The organism is Saccharopolyspora antimicrobica (assembly GCF_003635025.1).
Classification (GTDB): Bacteria; Actinomycetota; Actinomycetes; order Mycobacteriales; family Pseudonocardiaceae; genus Saccharopolyspora; species Saccharopolyspora antimicrobica.
Window position 1 is genome coordinate 1,683,950 of sequence record NZ_RBXX01000002.1, and the last position, 16,585, is coordinate 1,700,534.

Consider the following 16,585-nt stretch of genomic DNA (forward strand, 5'->3'; position numbering starts at 1 on the left):
TCGCAGCTCATCGCCGTTTCTTGCCCTTCTTCGCCGAGGCGGCCTGCTTGCCCGGGCGGTTCTTCTTCGCACCCTGCCTGCTGCCCTGCCGCTGGCCGTTGGTGCTGCTCTTCGGCTTGGTCGCCGTGGTGGTCGTCGAGGCCGACTCCTCGTCGGCGTCCTTGCCGTCCTGGCGCACCGGCTTCTGACCCGGCTTCGGCCGAGGGGCGGCCTTCTTGGCCTCGATCTCCTTGGCCTTCTCCCGCTCCTGCTCGCGGTCGATCTTCTTGGTCAGGAAGTGCTGCTGGCCCAGCGTCCAGATGTTGTTGGCCAGCCAGTACAGCAGGACCGCGATCGGCAGGAACCAACCGGAGATGATCGCGCCGATCGGCGCGACGTACATCATGAACTTGGCCATCATCGCCGACTGCGGGTTGGCCATCGCGGCGTCGGTCTGCTTCTTCATCGACAGGCGCATCGTGAAGAAGGTGGCCACCGACGCGATGATCATCAGCGGGATGCCGACGATCATCATCGAGGTCCGGTCGGTGCCGAACAGCGCTAGTTCCTGCTCCGGCTGAGTGATCCAGTTCGACAGCTTCGCGCCGAAGATCGAGGCGTTGATGAACGAGTCGACGCCGGCCTTGTCGAAGATGAAGTTGCTCTCCGCGCCCGGGTGGAAGTTCCGCAGGACGTGGAACAGGCTCAGGAAGACCGGGATCTGCAGCAGCGCGGGCAGGCAGCCGCCGAGCGGGTTCACCCCGTGCTCGGACTGCAGCTTCTGCATCTCCTGCGCCATGCGCTGCCGGTCGTTCTTGTACTTATCGCGCAGCTTCTGGATGTGCGGGGCGAACTTCGCCATCTTGCGGCCGGCCCGCATCTGGCTGATGGCCGGCTTCAGCAGCACCACGCGCAGTGTGAAGACCAGGAAGAACACCGCGAGCGCCCAGGCGAACCCGTTGTCCTCGCCGAGCACGGCGCCGAAGATCTTGTGCCAGAACCACAAGATCGCCGACACCGGGTAGAGGATGAAGGAGAAGAAGCTTTCCACTCAGTCACTCCTGGTCTTGGGCCACGGGACATGGCCCGCCTGTCCGGTGATACCGGGGCGTACGCGGCCAGCCGAACCGCGCAGGGTCGGCCATTCCCAGGGTGCCATGCCGGTTCGCGCACCAACCGTCGCCCCCCGAAAGGGGGATATATAGCACAGAGCGTCACAGGGCGGATCAGACCCACCCGGCCTAGCGTGTTCGCCATCTCGACGACACGGGAGTGGCGGATGGCCGAGGCGGAGAAGGGCGGCGAGAGCACGCTGACGGTGCTGGTCGCGCTGGGCATCAACCTGGCCATCGCGGTGCTGAAGGCGATCGCCGGCGCGATCACCGGCTCGGCCGCGATGCTCGCCGAGGCCGGGCACTCGGTGGCCGACACCTGCACCGAGGTGTTCCTGCTGACCGCGCTGCGGCGCTCCGGCAAGCCCGCCGACGCGCGCCACCCGTTCGGCTACGGCAAGGAGCGGTACTTCTGGTCGCTGATCGCCGCGATCAGCATCTTCGTCTCCGGCGCGGTGTTCGCCTTCGTCGAGGGCTTCCGCACGCTGTTCGGCGAACCGCAGGAGCAGACCCAGCCGCTGGTCGGCTACATCGTGCTCGCGCTGGCCTTCGTGCTGGAGAGCGTGTCGTGGCTGCGCGCGATGCGGCAGGTGCGGGCCGAGGCCGCCGCGGACGGCGACACGATCCTGCACCACCTGCGGGTCTCCGACGATCCGACGGTCAAGACGGTGCTGCTGGAGGACAGCGCGGCGCTGGCCGGTCTGCTGCTGGCCTTCGCCGGGCTCGGGCTGCACGACCTGACCGGGTCGAGCGTCTGGGACGGCCTGGGCTCGATCGCGATCGGCGCGCTGCTCGCGCTGGTGGCCTACACGATGGCCCGCACCAACCTCGGCCTGCTCATCGGCCAGCAGGCGGACCGCAGGCTGCTGGCGGCCGTGCGGCGCAGGCTGGCCGAGCAGCCGGAGGTGGACAGCGTGGTGGACCTGCTGTCGATGAACGTCGGCACCGACCGGGTGCTGTGCTGCGCCCGGGTGGACTTCGCCGCGGCGCTGGACTCCACCTCGCTGGAACGCGCCGTGGTGCGCATCGACGGCATGCTGCGCGAGGAGTTCCCGGAGCTGGACGAGGTGTTCCTGGAACCGGTGCCGCGCACCGATCCGGAGCTGCGCGCTCGGGTCCTCGCCCGCTACGGCCACCCGCTGTGAGCGTTTCCGCAGGTCAAGGCCCGTGAGCGTTTTGTGGTGCCATAGCGCCCCAAAACGCTCACGGTCACCTGCCTGCGGAAATGGCGCCGAGAACTCAGCGCTTCAGCGCACGCGCGACGATCCGGCCGCCGAACAGGTAGATCAGCGCCGCCAGGCCGTAGTTGAGCACCACGCCGATCGTCGCGTCGCCCGGCTGGAAGACGTCGCCCAGGCCGAAGACGAAGACCTTCGCCGTGCCGTAGGTGAACGAGACGAAGCTGTTCTCCTGGTTGGCCCCGGTGACCACGAAGATGATGTGCAGCACGAAGATCAGCGCGATCAGCCCGGTGAACACGCCGATCAGGCGGCCGATGGTGTCCGCGCTGGGCCCGCTGAACCGGGACTCGCGGTCGTCGTAGCGGTCCTCCCGGGGCGCCCGCTCCCGGCGGCGTTCGCGGCGCGGCTCCTCGTACCGGTCGTCGTAGTCGTCCTGGTAGCGATCGTCGCGGCGGCTGTCGCGCCGGTCGTCGTAGTGCTCGTAGTAGGCGGCGCGGTAGCCGTCGTCGTAAGCGTCGCGGATGCGTGCCTCATCGCGGCGGCCCTCGGCGTACGGGTCCTCGCGGCTGCTCTGGCGGTCGGCATCCGGCTCGCGGTGGGAAACCGGCTCGTCGAGCCCGTCCAAGCGCTGCTGAACCCGCGTCGCCGGGTACTGGTTCGGCGGTGGGCCCTGCTGAGCGCCGGGCGGCGGTCCCTGCGGCGCACCGGGCGGCGGGCCCTGCTGCATTCCGGGCGGTGGACCTTGCGGAGCGCCAGGCGGCGGACCCTGCGGCGGCGCGCCAGGCGGCATGCCCGGACGGGGGCCGGGCGGCATCGGCGGGCCCTGCTGAGCCGCACCGGGTGGCGGACCCGGCGGCATGCCGGGCGGCGGTCCCTGCGGTGCGCCGGGTGGCGGTCCGGGAGGCTGACCGGGGCCGACCTGTCCCAGCTGCCGCGTCTCCTGGGCCTGCGGCGGTTGCCCTTCCGGAGGCATCGGCCGGGGCGGCACCTGCCCGGGCGGTGCCTGCGGCGGGCGCCCCGGGGGCACCTGCCCCTGCGGCGGTCCGTCCTGCGGACGTCCCGGCGGCGGCCCGGACGGTCCGGGGCCCGGCCGGCCGACTGGAGGCTCTGCACGCTCATTGGCCATGACCGCGCATTGTCTCGGTCGATCAGCGCGCGCGGAACCCCTACCCCCGGGCACAGCCCGTGGTGCGCGCCACAATTCCCCCGAACAGCCTCGCTGACCAGCGCGAAGCGCGGCCGTCCGAGTGGAGCGGGCGGCTCAGCGAACGGCCCAGGCGTTCACCGCCAACCGGCCGGTGGTGCCCAGATCGACCCCGCCGTCCGGCTCGACGACCTGCGCCGGTTCACCCTCGGCCGGAGCGATTTCCAAGTACCTGCCGGTGACAGCGGCCTCGGTCGAGCTCGTCACCTCGTTGCGCCACAGGACCCGCGCGGTCACCTGCTCGCCCGGCCGCAGCGTCACCGGCTCGGGCGGCGCGTCGTAGCTGTCCGGCGCGCTCACCGGCCTCGATCCGTTGCCGACCGCGATGTCCAACGGCTGCTGGTCGGCATCCAGCACCCGGACCACCGGAAAGCCGTTCACGGTGTACTCACCGGTGCCGCAGTTGGTCATCACGATGCCCATCGCCCGCGAGAACATCGCGGTGTCCACCTGTCCCGCGGTGATCTCCACGCCGGACTCCGGGCAGCCCGCGGGCTCGCTGGTCGGAGCAGGCTCCGGCGGTGGCGACGGCTCGGGACCGGTGCAGGCGGCGAGCACCGCGACACCGGCGAGCAGGACACCGGCGCGACCGAAAAGCGTTGCGGGAGTTGACTTCACGGACCGATCTTTCCACATCCGCCGCCGGGGACCGCCCTGTGCGCGTTCTGTGAGCGCGAGCCCGGAACCTCCGGCCATGCCTCGCAACGCGGCAGCGCCAGCGGGCGGGCTCGCACCCGACTACCAGGAGCGCCTGGCGGTCTGGGACACGTTCCACGACATCCGCGTGGCCACCGCGCTCGGCGCGTTCGCCCTGGTGATCATCGCAGTACAGCTGGCCGGCAACGCGTCCCGAACGGCCGTCAGCGCTTGATGGGACCCGCGCCGCCGGACCGTTGTGTGCGGCGGTCCGGCGGCGCGGGAGACTTCAGCGGGTTTCGGTGACCTTGCGCAGGCCCGCTGGGCTGTCCGGGTCGTAGCCGCGGGAGGTCGCCAGCTCCCACGCCAGCCGTTGCAGCGGCAGCACCTCGAGGACCGGGGACAGCTCCTCCGGCACGTCCGGGACGCGCAGCCGGGCATCCGCGCCGGGACCGATCCGCAGGATGTCCGCGTTCTTCGCGGCGAGCGCGGCCAGCGGTTCTGCCATCGCCGCACCGCCCGGTCCGGATCCCTCCACCGCCAGCACCGCCGTCTCCGGCCCCACCGCTGCGATCGGACCGTGCAGGAGGTCCGCGCCGCTGTAGGCACGGGTGACCAGGTAGCTGGTCTCGGCGAGCTTCAGCGCGGCTTCCTGCGCCGTGGCGAGCGAGTACCCGCGCGCCGTGGTGATCACCCGGTCCGCGAAGCGCAACCGGTGCGCGGCCTCAACGCTCCGCTCCGCGTTGTCGTCCAGGCCGGCCTGCGCGAACTCGCCGATGCGGTCGGGAGATTCCGGGGCCACCCCGCGGACCGCCGTGATCAGCAGGTTCAGCGCGAGCAGCGTCGCCGAGTACGTCTTGGTCGCCGCGACCGCGCGCTCCCTGCCCGCACCGATGTCCAGGCCGTGTCGTGCGACGGCGCCGAGGGGCGAGTCCGGCGTGTTCGTCACCGCGACCGTGAACGCCCCGCGCCGGGCCGCCTGCTCGGTCACCTCCACCAGGTCCGGGGAACCGCCGCTCTGGCTGACCGCGATCAGCGCGACGTCGGTGAGGTCCGGTTCGGCGCCGTACAGCGTGGTCGTCGACGGCGACACCAGACCGGCGGGCAGTCCGAGCAGCACCTCCACCAGGTACTTGCCGTACAACGCCGCGTTGTCGCTGGAGCCGCGCGCCGCGAACAGCACGAACTTCGGCCGGGAGCGGACGAGCTGCTCAGCGACCGCCCGGAACTCCCCGGCCCGGCCCGCCAGGTCGGCCAGCACCCGCGGTTGCTCGGCGATCTCCGCGGCCATCCAGGTGCCGAGTCCTGCTTCTGTCGTCGTCATGTTCTTCCCCTCGCGAAGTCCGGGATCCCGAGCAGGCGCGCGGCGTTGCCGCCGAAGATCGCGCGCAGGTCCGCTTCCGGCATGCCCATCTCGTGGCACACCCGCAGCTGGTCGGCCAGGTACCGGTAGCAGTACCCGCGCGGGAACCAGGAGGAATCGCTGCCGAAGACGATGCGCTCGGGTCCGATCGTCTCGTAGCAGCGCCGGAACAGGTCCTCGAGCGTGAGCTTGTAGGGCATCCAGCGCACCCACTGGTTCGACCCGGAGGTGTCCACCAGGACGTTCGGGCAGGCCCAGCACAGGAACAGCACCTGCTGCACGTGCTGGACGCCGAAGTGCGGGATCACGAACGGGATGCCGGGGAACCGCTTGGCGACCGGTTCCAGCCACGCGGGCTCGATGTGGTCGTTGTGCGCGACGCCGCCGCTGGACCCGCAGTGCCCGAAGTGGATCAGCACCGGGATGCCGCGGTCGGCGGCGACCCGCCACACCGGCTCGGCGGCCGGGTCGTCGATGCGGTGCGGCAGCAGCGGCGCGAACAGCTTCAGCCCGCGCAGCCCGTACTCGTCGATCGCCCTGGCCAGCTGCTCGGCGGCGCCGGGCGCGGTGAGGTCGCGCAGGTTCGCCATCCCGGAGAACCGGTCCGGGGCGCGTTGGACCAGCTCGGCGACCTGTTCGTCGCCGCAGCCGGTGACGAACGAGGCGTGGGCGATGCCGTGCTCGTCGAGCTCGGCCAGCCACATGTCGGCCTCGTCCTGCCAGGTCCGGTCGGGGTCGGGCTGCGGGTCCGGGAAGTCCCAGGCCCGTCGCCAGCGCCGCGACTGCTCGGCCACCAGCTCGTCGCGGCGGCGCTGCGCCTGCTCGTCGTGGTCGGCGCAGCTGAACTGACCACCGGACAGGTCCCGGGTGGCGGGATCGTGCTCGATGCGGAAGTGCAGGTGGAAGTCGACCACTGGAAAGGTGCTGCTCATGTCGGTTCCGCCTCTCCGCGCTTCACAGTTGTGGTGGCGTCCGCCTCGATCTCGCGTTTCGCGGTTTCCTGTGGCCGAGTTGCGCCACGGTCCCCTGAGGTGCCGTTGAGCAGAACCGGGCTCATGTCATCACGTCTTCCGGGGTGATGGCGCGGTCGTGCGAGGGGCGGACGATCACGGTCGCGGCTACCCGCACCGCGTAGTCGGCGGCGTCGGCGAGCTGCACGCCGTCCGCGAGCCGGTGGAGCAAGCCCGCGTTGAACGCGTCCCCGGCACCGGTCGAGTCGCACACCTGCACTTCCGGTGCCGGGCACGCGATCGGCTCCTGACCCGGCTGCGCGACGAGGGCTCCGAGAGCGCCGCGCTTGACGACGACGATCGCGCCGGTTTCGTCGGCGATGCTGCGGGCCGCTTCCTCGTCGGCGCAGGCGTCTCCGCGCAGGGCGCGCAGTTCGTCCTCGTTGGGCAGGAAGACATCGACCTCGCGGAGCAGTTCGAGCACCTCGGCGCGGGTGGTTCCGGACCAGCCCGCCGGGTCCCACCCGGTGTCCAGCGCAGTGCGCGCTCCCGCCCGCCGTGCCCGGGCCAGCAGGTCGCGCGCGGAGTCGCCCCGCAGGGCTGGGAGCAGGAAGTACCCGGACAGCAGCACGAACTTCGCGGAAAGCGATTCAGCCGGGACGGCTTCCGCGTCGAACTCGGACATCGCGCCGAGCGCCGACAGGAAGGACCGGTCCCGGCCCGGTGCCTCGGCCGCCACGGTCACGCCGGTGGGCGCGTCGGCGCGCACCAGGTCGAGCCGCAGTCCGGGGATGTCGAGCTGTTCTGCGAGCAGCCGGGCGGTGCCGTCGTCGCCGACGCGCCCGGCCAGCACCGTCGGCCTGCCGAGCTGCGCCAGCACGACGGCGGTGTTGGCGGCCGAGCCACCGGGGCGCAGGACGATCGAGGGCACGATCTGCTCGGTGCCGGGCGGCGGGAGCTCCGCCGCACCGGCGACCAGCACGTCGAGGTTGACGTTGCCGACGACCGTGATCCGGTCGTCGGGAGCAGGCTGGTTCACCCGCGGCCCCCGGCCAGCACACCGTCGACCGCGGCGTCCAGCTTGGCGGCGGCTTCGCCGAGAACCGCGCGACGAGCGGCGAACTCACCGGCCAGCGAGCGCGCCCGGTCCAGCGCCAGCTCCGCCGTGCGCCGCACGGCCGCCGCACCCGGGCCGCCCACCTGCGGGCGGTCGAGCACGAGCTCCGGCTTGAGCCCCGCGGCGAGCGCGGCCTCGACGACCGAGTCGTCCACCTCGCCCAGCCCGGCCTCCGCGATCGCAGCGGTGACCACCGAACTCGTCCACTCCGCGGGTGGCGCCTGGCGGACGAGCGATCCGACCACGGAATGCGCGCCGCGCCAGGGGATTCCGGCACCGGCCAGCGCTTCGGCGATGGCGGTGGTGGTCGCGCCGGTGGCCACGACCTGCTCCGGCGACGGCGGGTCCTGCGGGCGCAGCTCCTCGATCAGCCCGCCCATCATGGTCAGGAACCGCACCGAGCGATCCCCCGCCCGCCACAGGTGTTCCTGCACGTCGGTGGTCGCGTTGTTGGAGTCCTCGTACCAGGCGGCGCCGACGTTGTTCATCGTCGCGGCCAGGTCGGCAGCCGCCGCGCCCGCCATCGAGCACATGTGCTCCAGCACCACCGGGTTCTTCTTCTGCGGCATGATGCTCGAACCCTGGCAGTAGGCGTCCGGCGTGGCGATCCAGCCGTAGGTCATCCAGTCCAGCATGGTGCGGGCCATCCGCGCACCGGTCGCGAGGATCCGCGCCTGCACGGCCGCGGTGCGCATCAGGTGCTCCGCCCCGGCCACCGCCTCGTAGCTGGAGGTGAAGTTCTCCCGGAAGCCGAGCAGTTCGCCCAGCCGAGCCGGCTCGATCGGCAGGTCGGTCCCGGCGAAGGCGCAGGAGCCGAGCGGGTTGACGTCGAGCTCGTCGTAGACCGACAGCAGCTCGTCGGCCTGGCTCAGCAGCGCCTCGGCGTAACCGGCGAGCACGTGCCCGAGCGTGGTCGGCTGCGCCGGACGGCGGTGGGTGAACCCGGTGATCAGCACCTCCGCGCACCGGTCGGCCTGCACGGCGGCGGCTTCCGCGGCGGCGCAGGCCTGCCGCGCCTGGTCGAGGACGTTGTCCCGCAGCACCATGCGGAACACCCCGGCGTCGAGGTCGTTGCGGGACCGGGCCAGCTGGACGTCCAGCTCGGACTTCTCGATCCCGGCCGCCGCGGCGAGCCGCTGCTCGACGAGGTAGTAGACGTCCTCGACGCTGCCGTCGAAGACGAACCGGTCGTCCTCGGCCGCGAGCAGCTCGCGCAGCCCGCCCAGCAGCTGCCGGGCGCGCTCGGCCGGCAGCAGGCCCTGCTCGGCGAGCATCACCACGTGCGCGAGGCTGGCCGTCAGCATCGGCCGGTACAGCTGCGGCGCGGACTTCTCGAAGGCGACCCGGAGGTGGTTCTGCCAGTAGACGGACAGGTTTTCCGGAGACTGCATGTCAAGAACTCTTTCCACTGTGGATTGCGATGGGCTCACGCGGTGGGCACGACCGCCGGGGCGGCCGCGGAACGCTTCTGGCGCGGCCCCTGGCCGAGCCGGTTGGACACCGCCAGGACGATCAGGATCAGCACGATCTGCAGTGCGCCGTAGGCCGCCGCGGTGCCGAACTCCGAGGAGTAGATCCGGTTGTAGATCTCCACCGACATCGGCGGCAGACCCGGCGGGTAGATCACCACGGAGGCGACGTACTCGCCGACGCCGTCGACGAAGGCCAGCAGCGCACCGGCGAGAACACCCCGCATGACCAGTGGCAGCGTGACGGTCCGCAGGACCCGCAGCGGACCGGCGCCGAGGTTGCGCGCGGCTTCCTCCAGCGCCGGGTCGAGCTGGTCCAGCGAGGCGCTGGTCGAGCGGAACACCAGCGGCACGAACCGCACGAAGTAGGCGACCGGCAGGATCCACAGCGTGCCGACCAGCGTCAGGCCGAGGTTGCCGACGCCGGGCTCGTTGAACGCGGTCACCAGGTTCACGCCGATGACCGTGCCGGGCAGCGCCCACGGCAGCATGATGACCACGTCCAGCAGTCCCCGGCCGGGCTTGCGCCACCGGGCCACGACCCACGCGGCGGCCGCACCGACGACGATCGCGAAAGCGGTGGCCAGCAAGCTGGTCTGCACGCTCACCGAGATCGGCAGCAGGCTCTGCGGCTCGGAGAAGATCTCCAGGTAGTTGTCCAGCGTGTACTCCGTCGGCAGCACCTGCGTCGTCCAGGCACCGTCCACCGAGAACGACACCAGCACGATCACCAGCACCGGTGCCAGCAGGACCACCGTGAGCAGCAGGCTGCCCAGCGCGGCGGCGAACTTCGCCCCGGCCGAGGCAGGCGCCCGCCGCGCGCTCGGGGTGCCCTTGGAGAGGCTGCGGTGCACGCGACGTCCCTGGTACCAGCGCATGCTCAGCAGGAACACGATCGACACCACGGACAGCGCGGTCGACTGGGCGGCGGCGAGCGCGGCGTTGCCGGAGGTGCGCGCGGAGACGATCTCCATCGTCAGCGTCTGCACGTTGTACAGCTGCGGCGCGGTGAACGACGCCATCGACATCATGAACGTCAGCAGCGCACCGGAGACCAGCGCCGGGGTCAGCATCGGCAGCAGCACCGTGCGCCACACCCGGACCCGGCCGGCGCCGAGGTTGGTCGCGGCTTCCTCCAGCGACCCGTCCATCCCGGCCAGCGCGGCCGAGACCGACAGGTAGAAGTACGGGTACATGGTGAAGGCGTGCACCAGGACGACGCCCGCCAGCCCGCCGACCGAGGTGCTGGCCGCGTCGATGCCGAGCAGCGCGCTCAGAGTGCGCGGCAGGATTCCGGTTTCGCTGTAGAGCAGCACGAACGACACCGCGCCGATCAGCGGTGGCAGCGCCATCGGCAGCACCGCGAACACCGAGAGCGCGCGGCGGCCGGGGAAGTCGAACCGGTGCAGCAGCACTGCCAGCAGGGTGCCGAGCAGACCGCAGAAGAAGACCGACAGCAGCGAGCTCACCAACGACAGCAGCAGGGCCTGCCCGGAGCTGCCGCCGAACAGGCTGCCGTAGTTGGCCGCGAAGCCGTTGCCACCAGCGGAGGTGACGGCCGTGGTCGCCATCGGGATGACGACGAGGAACAGCAGCACCAGCACGACCGGCACGGCCAGCACGTAGACGAACCGGTCGCCGTCGGGCGACGGGAGCTTGCGGCGCCGGGTCTGCACCACCGGGGCGCTCATGGCCGCACCAGCCAGGCGTGCTCGGCGTCCGGGCGCAGGCCCACGTCGTCGCCGGGCTGCGGCAGACCGGGCCGGTCCGGCACCGCCACCGACAGCTCCAGGTCCCCAGCCCGCAGCTCGAACTGGCAGGTGGCGCCGGTGAACTCCACGGCGCGCACGACGGCGTCGAAGCCGCCCTCGCCGGGATCCGTCAGCTCGAAGTGCTCGGGCCGGACGGAAACGGCGACCCGCTCGCCGACCTGGGCCTGCTCGGCGCCGCCGGTGGAGAGCTTCGCGCCGGATCCGGCCAGCTCGACCACGGCACGGTCGCCGGAGACCTCCACGACCTCGGCGTCCAGGACGTTGCTGCCGCCGATGAACTTGGCGACGAAGGCGGTCGCGGGCTGGTGGTAGACCTCGCGCGGAGTGCCGACCTGGTGCAGCTTCCCGGATTCCAGCACGGCGATCCGGTCGCTCATCGCCATCGCCTCGGCCTGGTCGTGCGTGACGTAGACGCTGGTGATGCCGGCTTCCCGCTGCGCGCGCCGGATCTCGACCCTGGTCTCCTCGCGCAGCTTCGCGTCCAAGTTGGACAGCGGCTCGTCGAGCAGCAGCACCGAGGGCGAGATGACCAGTGCGCGAGCCAGCGCGACGCGCTGCTGCTGACCGCCGGAGAGCTGGTCGATGCGCCGGTTCGCGTAGCCGTCGAGGCCCACCGCGGCGAGCGCGGCGGTGACCCGCTCGGCGCGCTCCGCCTTGGCGACCTTGCGGGTCACCAGGCCGTAGGCGACGTTCTGCGCGACGTCGTAGTGCGGGAACAGCGCGTAGTTCTGGAACACCATGCCGGTGCCGCGCTTGTTCGGCGGGGTGGCCGTGATGTCGCGGTCGCCGAAGAGGATTCGGCCGCTGGTGGGCGTGACGAACCCGGCGATCATGCGCAGCGTGGTGGACTTGCCGCAGCCGGACGGGCCCAGGAGCGTGAAGAACTCACCGGAGGAGATCGTCACGTCGATGTCTTGCACGACCGGGGCGGCCGAGCCGTAGCTCTTGCCGACGCGGTCGAGGCGAACGGGGATCATGCTGGTCGCTCCGTGCTCTGCCCGCGCACCGGCGGGGCGACTGGTCGGGGCGCGGGCGGGGTGCCGGTTCGGACCGAACGGGCACCCCGCACCGCTGTCGAGGCTTGGCCTCAGTTCTGGTTCTTGATGCGGTCGCTCCAGTGGGCGATCCACTCGGATTCCTTGCCGCCCACCAGCTCCCAGTCCACCGGCATCTCGTGCAGGCCCAGCGGGGCCAGCCAGCTCGGCTCACCGGCGCCCTCGACGGTCGGGATCTGGAAGTGCTCCTCGCCCAGCTTCTTCTGCTCGTCGACGCTCAGCAGGAAGTCCAGGAACGCGTCCGCGGCGGCCCCGTTCGGGCCGTCCTTGACCTTGGCCACGCCGTCGATCAACTGCGGCACGCCGGAGGTCGTGGCGACCGGCTTGAACGGCGCACCGCTCTTCTTCTGCTGCAGCATGACGTCCTGCAGGTTCCAGACGCTGATCGGCGCTTCCTGCCGCTGGATCCGCAGGTACAGGTCGGTCGGGTTGGCCGCGTAGACCTTGGTGTTGGCGTCCAGCTGGCGCAGCCACTCGTAGCCCGGCTCGGGATTGTCCGGCGTGCTGTTGCGGCTGATCATCGCCGAGTAGATGCTGCGCATCGTGCCGGAGGCGGCGACGTCGCGGACGATGATCTTGTCCTTGAACTCCGGCTTGATCAGGTCGTCCCAGTCCTTCGGGGCCTGTTCCGGGGTCAGCATCTGATCGTTGTAGAAGACGACCTCGGCGAGGATCATCTCGCCGACCCAGCGGCCTTGCTCGTCGCGGTAGCGCTCGGGGATCCGGTCGCGCACCTGGTCGGGCACGGGGGCCAGCACGCCGTCGTTAGCGGCGTGGTCGAGCTGCTGCGACGAGCCGCCCCACCAGATGTCGGCCTGCGGGCGACCGCGCTCGGCGGAGATCCGCTCGGCGGCCTCCTGCGCGCCGAGCGTCAGCAGCCGGACCTTGCCCTTGTACTCGGGGTTGGCCTCCTCGAAGTCCTTGACGACGGACTCGGCGAGCGCCTTGTCGCGGGCGGTGTAGATGGTCAGGCCGTCGTCGCCACCGGCGGCGTTGAGACCGCATCCGGCGGTCAGACCGGCGAACAACGTCATACCGGTGATGAGGGACAGGATTCTGCGCATGGCTACCCTTCGCGCACGGGCTGCGCGGTGTTCGCAGCCGGGGGGATCAGTGATGGCGAAACCGCGCCGATGTGCAGCGCGCGCGGACCGAGCTCGGCGAACACGACCTCGGGTGCCGACGGCGCCGCCGAGCCGACGAGCGCGGCCAGTTCGGCCAACCCGTCCGGACCGAGTTCGGTGGCGGCTCCGGCGAAGACCACGCGTGCCGGGTTCACCACGCACGCGCAGACGATGGCGGCGTAGGCCCACGCCTCGATGACCTGCCTGCGCAGCTCGGCGACGGCGGGTTCACCGGCCCGAGCGGCCAGCTCGGCGACCGGGGCATCGTCGGCCCGACCGTCCAGTTCGGACAGCGCCTGCCGGATGCCGGGAACGCTCCACCGCCGCTCGAACTCACCGCGCCCGCCGCTGTGCGGCGCAGGCGGCAGGCCTGCGGGCAGGAAGCCGATCTCGCCGGCGAATCCGGCGGCTCCGCGGCAGAGCGCTCCGCCGCTGACGATCGCGGCGCCGATGCCGTAACCGACGTAGATCAGCACCAGGTCGTCCACATCGGCGGCGGCACCGCGCTCGCGCTCCCCCAGCGCGATCAGGTTGACGTCGTTGGAGATCTGCACGGGCAATCCGACCCGCTCGGCCAGCGCCCCGGTGAGCGACCGCCCGCCCAACGCCTCCAAGACCGGCGAGAGCTCCACGGCCCCCTCCGCGGTGGCAACACCGGGGAGCGAGAACACGACGCGGCTCGGGCTCGGCTTCGGATGCATCCGGAGCGCCTGGTGGACGACGTCGCTCAGCCCGTCCAGCGGTGCGTCCGGATCCACCACGAGGCTGTAGGTCCCGAGCAGCTCTCCGGCGAGATCGACGACCGAAACGCGCGCCTGCTCGCCTTCCAGGGACACGGCCACCAGCGATTCGGCGGACGGGTTGAACGCCAGCATCCGCGGCCGACGCCCCCCGGAGGAGTCCCCGGCCCCGACCTCGATGACGTGCCCGGAACCCATCAGCTCGCGAACGATCTCGGTCAACGACGACGGGCGGTAACCGGTCAACCCGGCGAGCTCGGTGCGCGAAACGGGCCCGTGCTCGCGCAGCGCGGCGAGCACCGCATCGGTGCGGATGCGCCGCAGGGCTTCGTTCCCAGTGGGCGCAGAACGGTCGCTGACCTCGGACATGCGCTACTTTATACGCCATCCGAAGTAAGTTTCCAATACCTTTCCCCACCGAAAATCCCCGCACCCCAACGACTTCCAAGCGGAACCGACCGAACACCCTCCGTCACGGGCCGCTCTCGGACTAGCGCTCGCCGGGAGGTTCCGCCGCGTTGTCCGGGACCGCGATGAGGCTGAAGACGTGGCGGACCCGGCCGGGCGTCGGGGCGTTGCCCGTTCGCGCGACGACCGCCGCGTCCAGCTCCTCGATCAGCTCGGCGAACTCCTCCTTCGTCAACCACACCGGACCCTGCCGGTAGGCGACACCGTCGTCGGCGGGGTTCGCGCCGTCGCTGGCGAGGTAGCGCTCGAAGTCGGCCATGAGCGACGCCGAGAACGCGGTGAACGCGCGCCGGTGGTCTTCGATCCCCATCGCCTCCCGGGCTTCCGGGTCCACCACCGCCTGCTCCTGGCGCACCCGGTAGCTGCGCTCCACCGTGCCGCGCACCCGCTTCTCCTCGACCACCTCCAGCACGCCCGCCTCCGCGAGCACCGCGACGTGCCGGTACATCGTCGCCGGCGCGATGTCCGGGAGGCGTTCGCGCAGCTGCGCGGTGGTCAGCGGATCCGAGCCGAACAGCGTCTGCAGGATGCGCGCCCGGACTGGGTGCAGGAGGAGGTCCGCGGATGCCATGGACCAACGATCTCACACCTGATAACGTTCTCAAAACTGAGAACAATGAGAGGGTGAGACTTGCGAGACCTGGACATGACGGCCACCGCGGACGACGGGCTGCCGCTGATGGGCACGCTGACGCTGCCCACCGGCCCCGGCCCGCACCCGGCAGTCCTGCTGCTGCACGGCTCGGGCCGGGTGGACCGCGACTCCAACGCCCGCGGCCTCCGGCTGGGGCTCGGAGCGCCGCTGGCCGCCGCGCTCGCGGCGAAGGGGATCGCTTCCCTGCGCTACGACCGGCGCGGCGTCGGCGCGACTCCCGGCAACTGGCGGACGACCGGGTTCACCGACAACACCCGGGACGCCGCGGCTGCGCTCCGCGCGCTGGCCGAGCGCCGCGAGATCCGGGCGGTCGGCGTCGTCGGCCACAGCGAAGGCGCGCTGCACGCCATGTCGCTCGGCTCGGATCCGCAGGTCCGAGCGGTGGTGCTGCTGGCCGGATTCGCCCGCCTCGGCGAGGACGCCCTGCGCTGGCAGGGCCGGATGATCACCCGCGGCTTCCCCGCACCGGCGCGGTCGCTGCTGCGCCGACTGGGCAACCGGCACCTGGACCGGATCAAGGCGACCACCGCCGATGCGGCCCGTGTCCACGGCTTGCCGGTGAACACCCGGTGGTTCCGGGAGATGCTCGCGCACGACCCGCGCCCAGCCCTGGCCGAGATCGACGCCCCGGTGCTGGCGATCACGGGCGGCAAGGACCACCAGGTCGACCCCGCCGATCTGGCCGAGATCGACCGGCTGGTGCCCGGCGAGGTGGAGGTCCACCGGGTCTCCGACCTGACCCACCTGCTGCGCCGGAATCCCGGCCGCCCCTCGGTCCGCGCCTACCCCGGCCAGCTGCGCCGCCCGATCGACGCCGCGCTGCTGGCGCTGGTGGCCGACTGGCTCGCCGACCGGCTCTGAAACGACTCGAAAGGAACTCCTGTGACCACCGAAAGCCCCGCCCGCCAGAAAAGCGGCATCTTCCTCTTCCTGGTCGTCACCTTCGCGACGGCCTGGGCGTCCTGGGGAGTCGCGATCCTGCTCGGCGGACCGGCGATGAGCTCGCCCACCGTCATCCCCTACCTGCTCGGCGCATTCGGCCCGATGTTCGGCGCGATCGTGATCCGCCTGCGCCGCGCCGCCCGGCGCCAGCCCGCACCAGCGCATTCGGTGCGATTGCCGTTGATAGGCCTGCTGTGGACGCCGGTCCTGCTGGCGGTGGCGGCCGGAACCGTGGTCGGCGCCGCGCTGCTCGCGCAGCAGCTGGGCGGCCCGCCGGTGAGCCCGACCGCGGCGCAGACGCTGCTCGAGATGTCCGGCGGCCCGCTGGTGTTCGCGGCGGTCATGCTCGTCGTCGGCCCGCTGAGCGAGGAGTTCGGCTGGCGAGGCACCCTGCACCCGCGCCTGCGCGGCAAGATGGGCCGCCTCTTCGCCGGACTGCTGCTGGGAATCATCTGGTCGATCTGGCACCTGCCGCTTTTCTTCGTCACCGGAACCGTCCAGAACGCCTTCGGCCTGCTCACCTTCAGCGGCCTGACCTACCTGCTCAGCGTGATCCCGATGGCCCTCCTGGCGGCCTACGCCTACGACCGAGCGGGAGTCCTCGGCGCAGTGGCGATCCACTTCGGCGCCAACGCGACGATGTCCCTGGTCGGAGTGACCGAACTCCTCCCCCAAGCCCTCATCGTGGCAGTCCAAGCAGTGGTCGCCCTGCTCCTGCTGGCTGTGCACCGGGACCGCAGGAAGGCCACCACCCCAGAACTGGCCCACCGGGAACTCGTCCCAACCCACCGCTGAGCGTGGAACCCGTGCCGCCGGAC

The 16,585-nt window shown here is 71.4% G+C and carries 16 protein-coding genes; 4 read left to right on the top strand and 12 right to left on the bottom strand.

Annotated features, from left to right (window positions below):
• Nucleotides 1–7 precede the first annotated feature (7 nt).
• On the bottom strand, nucleotides 8–1,030 hold the full coding sequence (yidC, locus tag ATL45_RS08410; protein ID WP_093152799.1) for a membrane protein insertase YidC: 1,023 nt from the start codon (nucleotides 1,028–1,030) through the stop codon (nucleotides 8–10).
• A gap of 228 nt (nucleotides 1,031–1,258) precedes the next feature.
• On the opposite strand from yidC, the gene ATL45_RS08415 reads away from it, so the two are divergent.
• Nucleotides 1,259–2,236 (top strand): cation diffusion facilitator family transporter, encoded by a 978-nt coding sequence (locus ATL45_RS08415; RefSeq protein ID WP_093152796.1) that lies wholly within the window; start codon nucleotides 1,259–1,261, stop codon nucleotides 2,234–2,236.
• Nucleotides 2,237–2,330: 94 nt separating this feature from the next.
• Here ATL45_RS08415 and ATL45_RS39520 read toward each other — a convergent pair whose 3' ends face one another.
• Nucleotides 2,331–2,999 (bottom strand): hypothetical protein, encoded by a 669-nt coding sequence (locus tag ATL45_RS39520; RefSeq protein WP_246025229.1) that lies wholly within the window; start codon nucleotides 2,997–2,999, stop codon nucleotides 2,331–2,333.
• 534 nt (nucleotides 3,000–3,533) lie between these two features.
• Nucleotides 3,534–4,094, bottom strand: a complete 561-nt coding sequence (locus ATL45_RS08425) for a DUF4232 domain-containing protein (protein WP_246025230.1) — start codon at nucleotides 4,092–4,094, stop codon at nucleotides 3,534–3,536.
• A 76-nt stretch (nucleotides 4,095–4,170) separates the two neighbouring features.
• Between ATL45_RS08425 and ATL45_RS38785 the strand changes: the two genes are divergently transcribed.
• Complete coding sequence (locus tag ATL45_RS38785; protein ID WP_170210200.1) at nucleotides 4,171–4,347, top strand: hypothetical protein; 177 nt, start codon at nucleotides 4,171–4,173, stop codon at nucleotides 4,345–4,347.
• 54 nt (nucleotides 4,348–4,401) lie between these two features.
• Here the strand turns inward: ATL45_RS38785 and ATL45_RS08430 are convergent, their stop codons facing one another.
• From ATL45_RS08430 to ATL45_RS08470, 9 genes are all read right to left on the bottom strand, one after another.
• Nucleotides 4,402–5,436 carry an SIS domain-containing protein gene (locus ATL45_RS08430; RefSeq protein WP_093152791.1) on the bottom strand — a complete coding sequence of 345 codons (1,035 nt, stop codon included), beginning with the start codon at nucleotides 5,434–5,436 and terminating at the stop codon, nucleotides 4,402–4,404.
• A complete protein-coding gene (locus ATL45_RS08435; protein ID WP_093152789.1) occupies nucleotides 5,433–6,407 on the bottom strand; it encodes an amidohydrolase family protein in 975 nt (324 codons plus the stop codon). The genes ATL45_RS08430 and ATL45_RS08435 overlap by 4 nt, the downstream gene beginning before the upstream one ends.
• A gap of 121 nt (nucleotides 6,408–6,528) precedes the next feature.
• On the bottom strand, nucleotides 6,529–7,464 hold the full coding sequence (locus ATL45_RS08440) for a carbohydrate kinase family protein (RefSeq protein ID WP_093152786.1): 936 nt from the start codon (nucleotides 7,462–7,464) through the stop codon (nucleotides 6,529–6,531).
• Nucleotides 7,461–8,933 (bottom strand): lyase family protein, encoded by a 1,473-nt coding sequence (locus ATL45_RS08445; protein WP_093152784.1) that lies wholly within the window; start codon nucleotides 8,931–8,933, stop codon nucleotides 7,461–7,463. The genes ATL45_RS08440 and ATL45_RS08445 overlap by 4 nt, the downstream gene beginning before the upstream one ends.
• A gap of 35 nt (nucleotides 8,934–8,968) precedes the next feature.
• Entirely contained in the window at nucleotides 8,969–10,702 is a 1,734-nt protein-coding gene (locus ATL45_RS08450; protein WP_093152781.1) for an ABC transporter permease, read from the bottom strand.
• The gene (locus ATL45_RS08455; RefSeq protein ID WP_093152779.1) at nucleotides 10,699–11,760 is read right to left on the bottom strand and encodes an ABC transporter ATP-binding protein; all 1,062 of its coding nucleotides are present in this window, start codon (nucleotides 11,758–11,760) and stop codon (nucleotides 10,699–10,701) included. The genes ATL45_RS08450 and ATL45_RS08455 overlap by 4 nt, the downstream gene beginning before the upstream one ends.
• Nucleotides 11,761–11,870: 110 nt before the next feature.
• Nucleotides 11,871–12,902, bottom strand: a complete 1,032-nt coding sequence (locus ATL45_RS08460) for an extracellular solute-binding protein (RefSeq protein WP_093152776.1) — start codon at nucleotides 12,900–12,902, stop codon at nucleotides 11,871–11,873.
• A 2-nt stretch (nucleotides 12,903–12,904) separates the two neighbouring features.
• Entirely contained in the window at nucleotides 12,905–14,071 is a 1,167-nt protein-coding gene (locus ATL45_RS08465) for an ROK family transcriptional regulator (RefSeq protein WP_093152773.1), read from the bottom strand.
• 121 nt (nucleotides 14,072–14,192) lie between these two features.
• The gene (locus tag ATL45_RS08470; protein ID WP_093152771.1) at nucleotides 14,193–14,741 is read right to left on the bottom strand and encodes a helix-turn-helix domain-containing protein; all 549 of its coding nucleotides are present in this window, start codon (nucleotides 14,739–14,741) and stop codon (nucleotides 14,193–14,195) included.
• A 60-nt stretch (nucleotides 14,742–14,801) separates the two neighbouring features.
• Between ATL45_RS08470 and ATL45_RS08475 the strand changes: the two genes are divergently transcribed.
• Nucleotides 14,802–15,686 (top strand): alpha/beta fold hydrolase, encoded by an 885-nt coding sequence (locus tag ATL45_RS08475; RefSeq protein WP_093152768.1) that lies wholly within the window; start codon nucleotides 14,802–14,804, stop codon nucleotides 15,684–15,686.
• 21 nt (nucleotides 15,687–15,707) lie between these two features.
• Entirely contained in the window at nucleotides 15,708–16,562 is an 855-nt protein-coding gene (locus ATL45_RS08480; protein ID WP_211841193.1) for a CPBP family intramembrane glutamic endopeptidase, read from the top strand.
• Nucleotides 16,563–16,585: the final 23 nt, after the last annotated feature.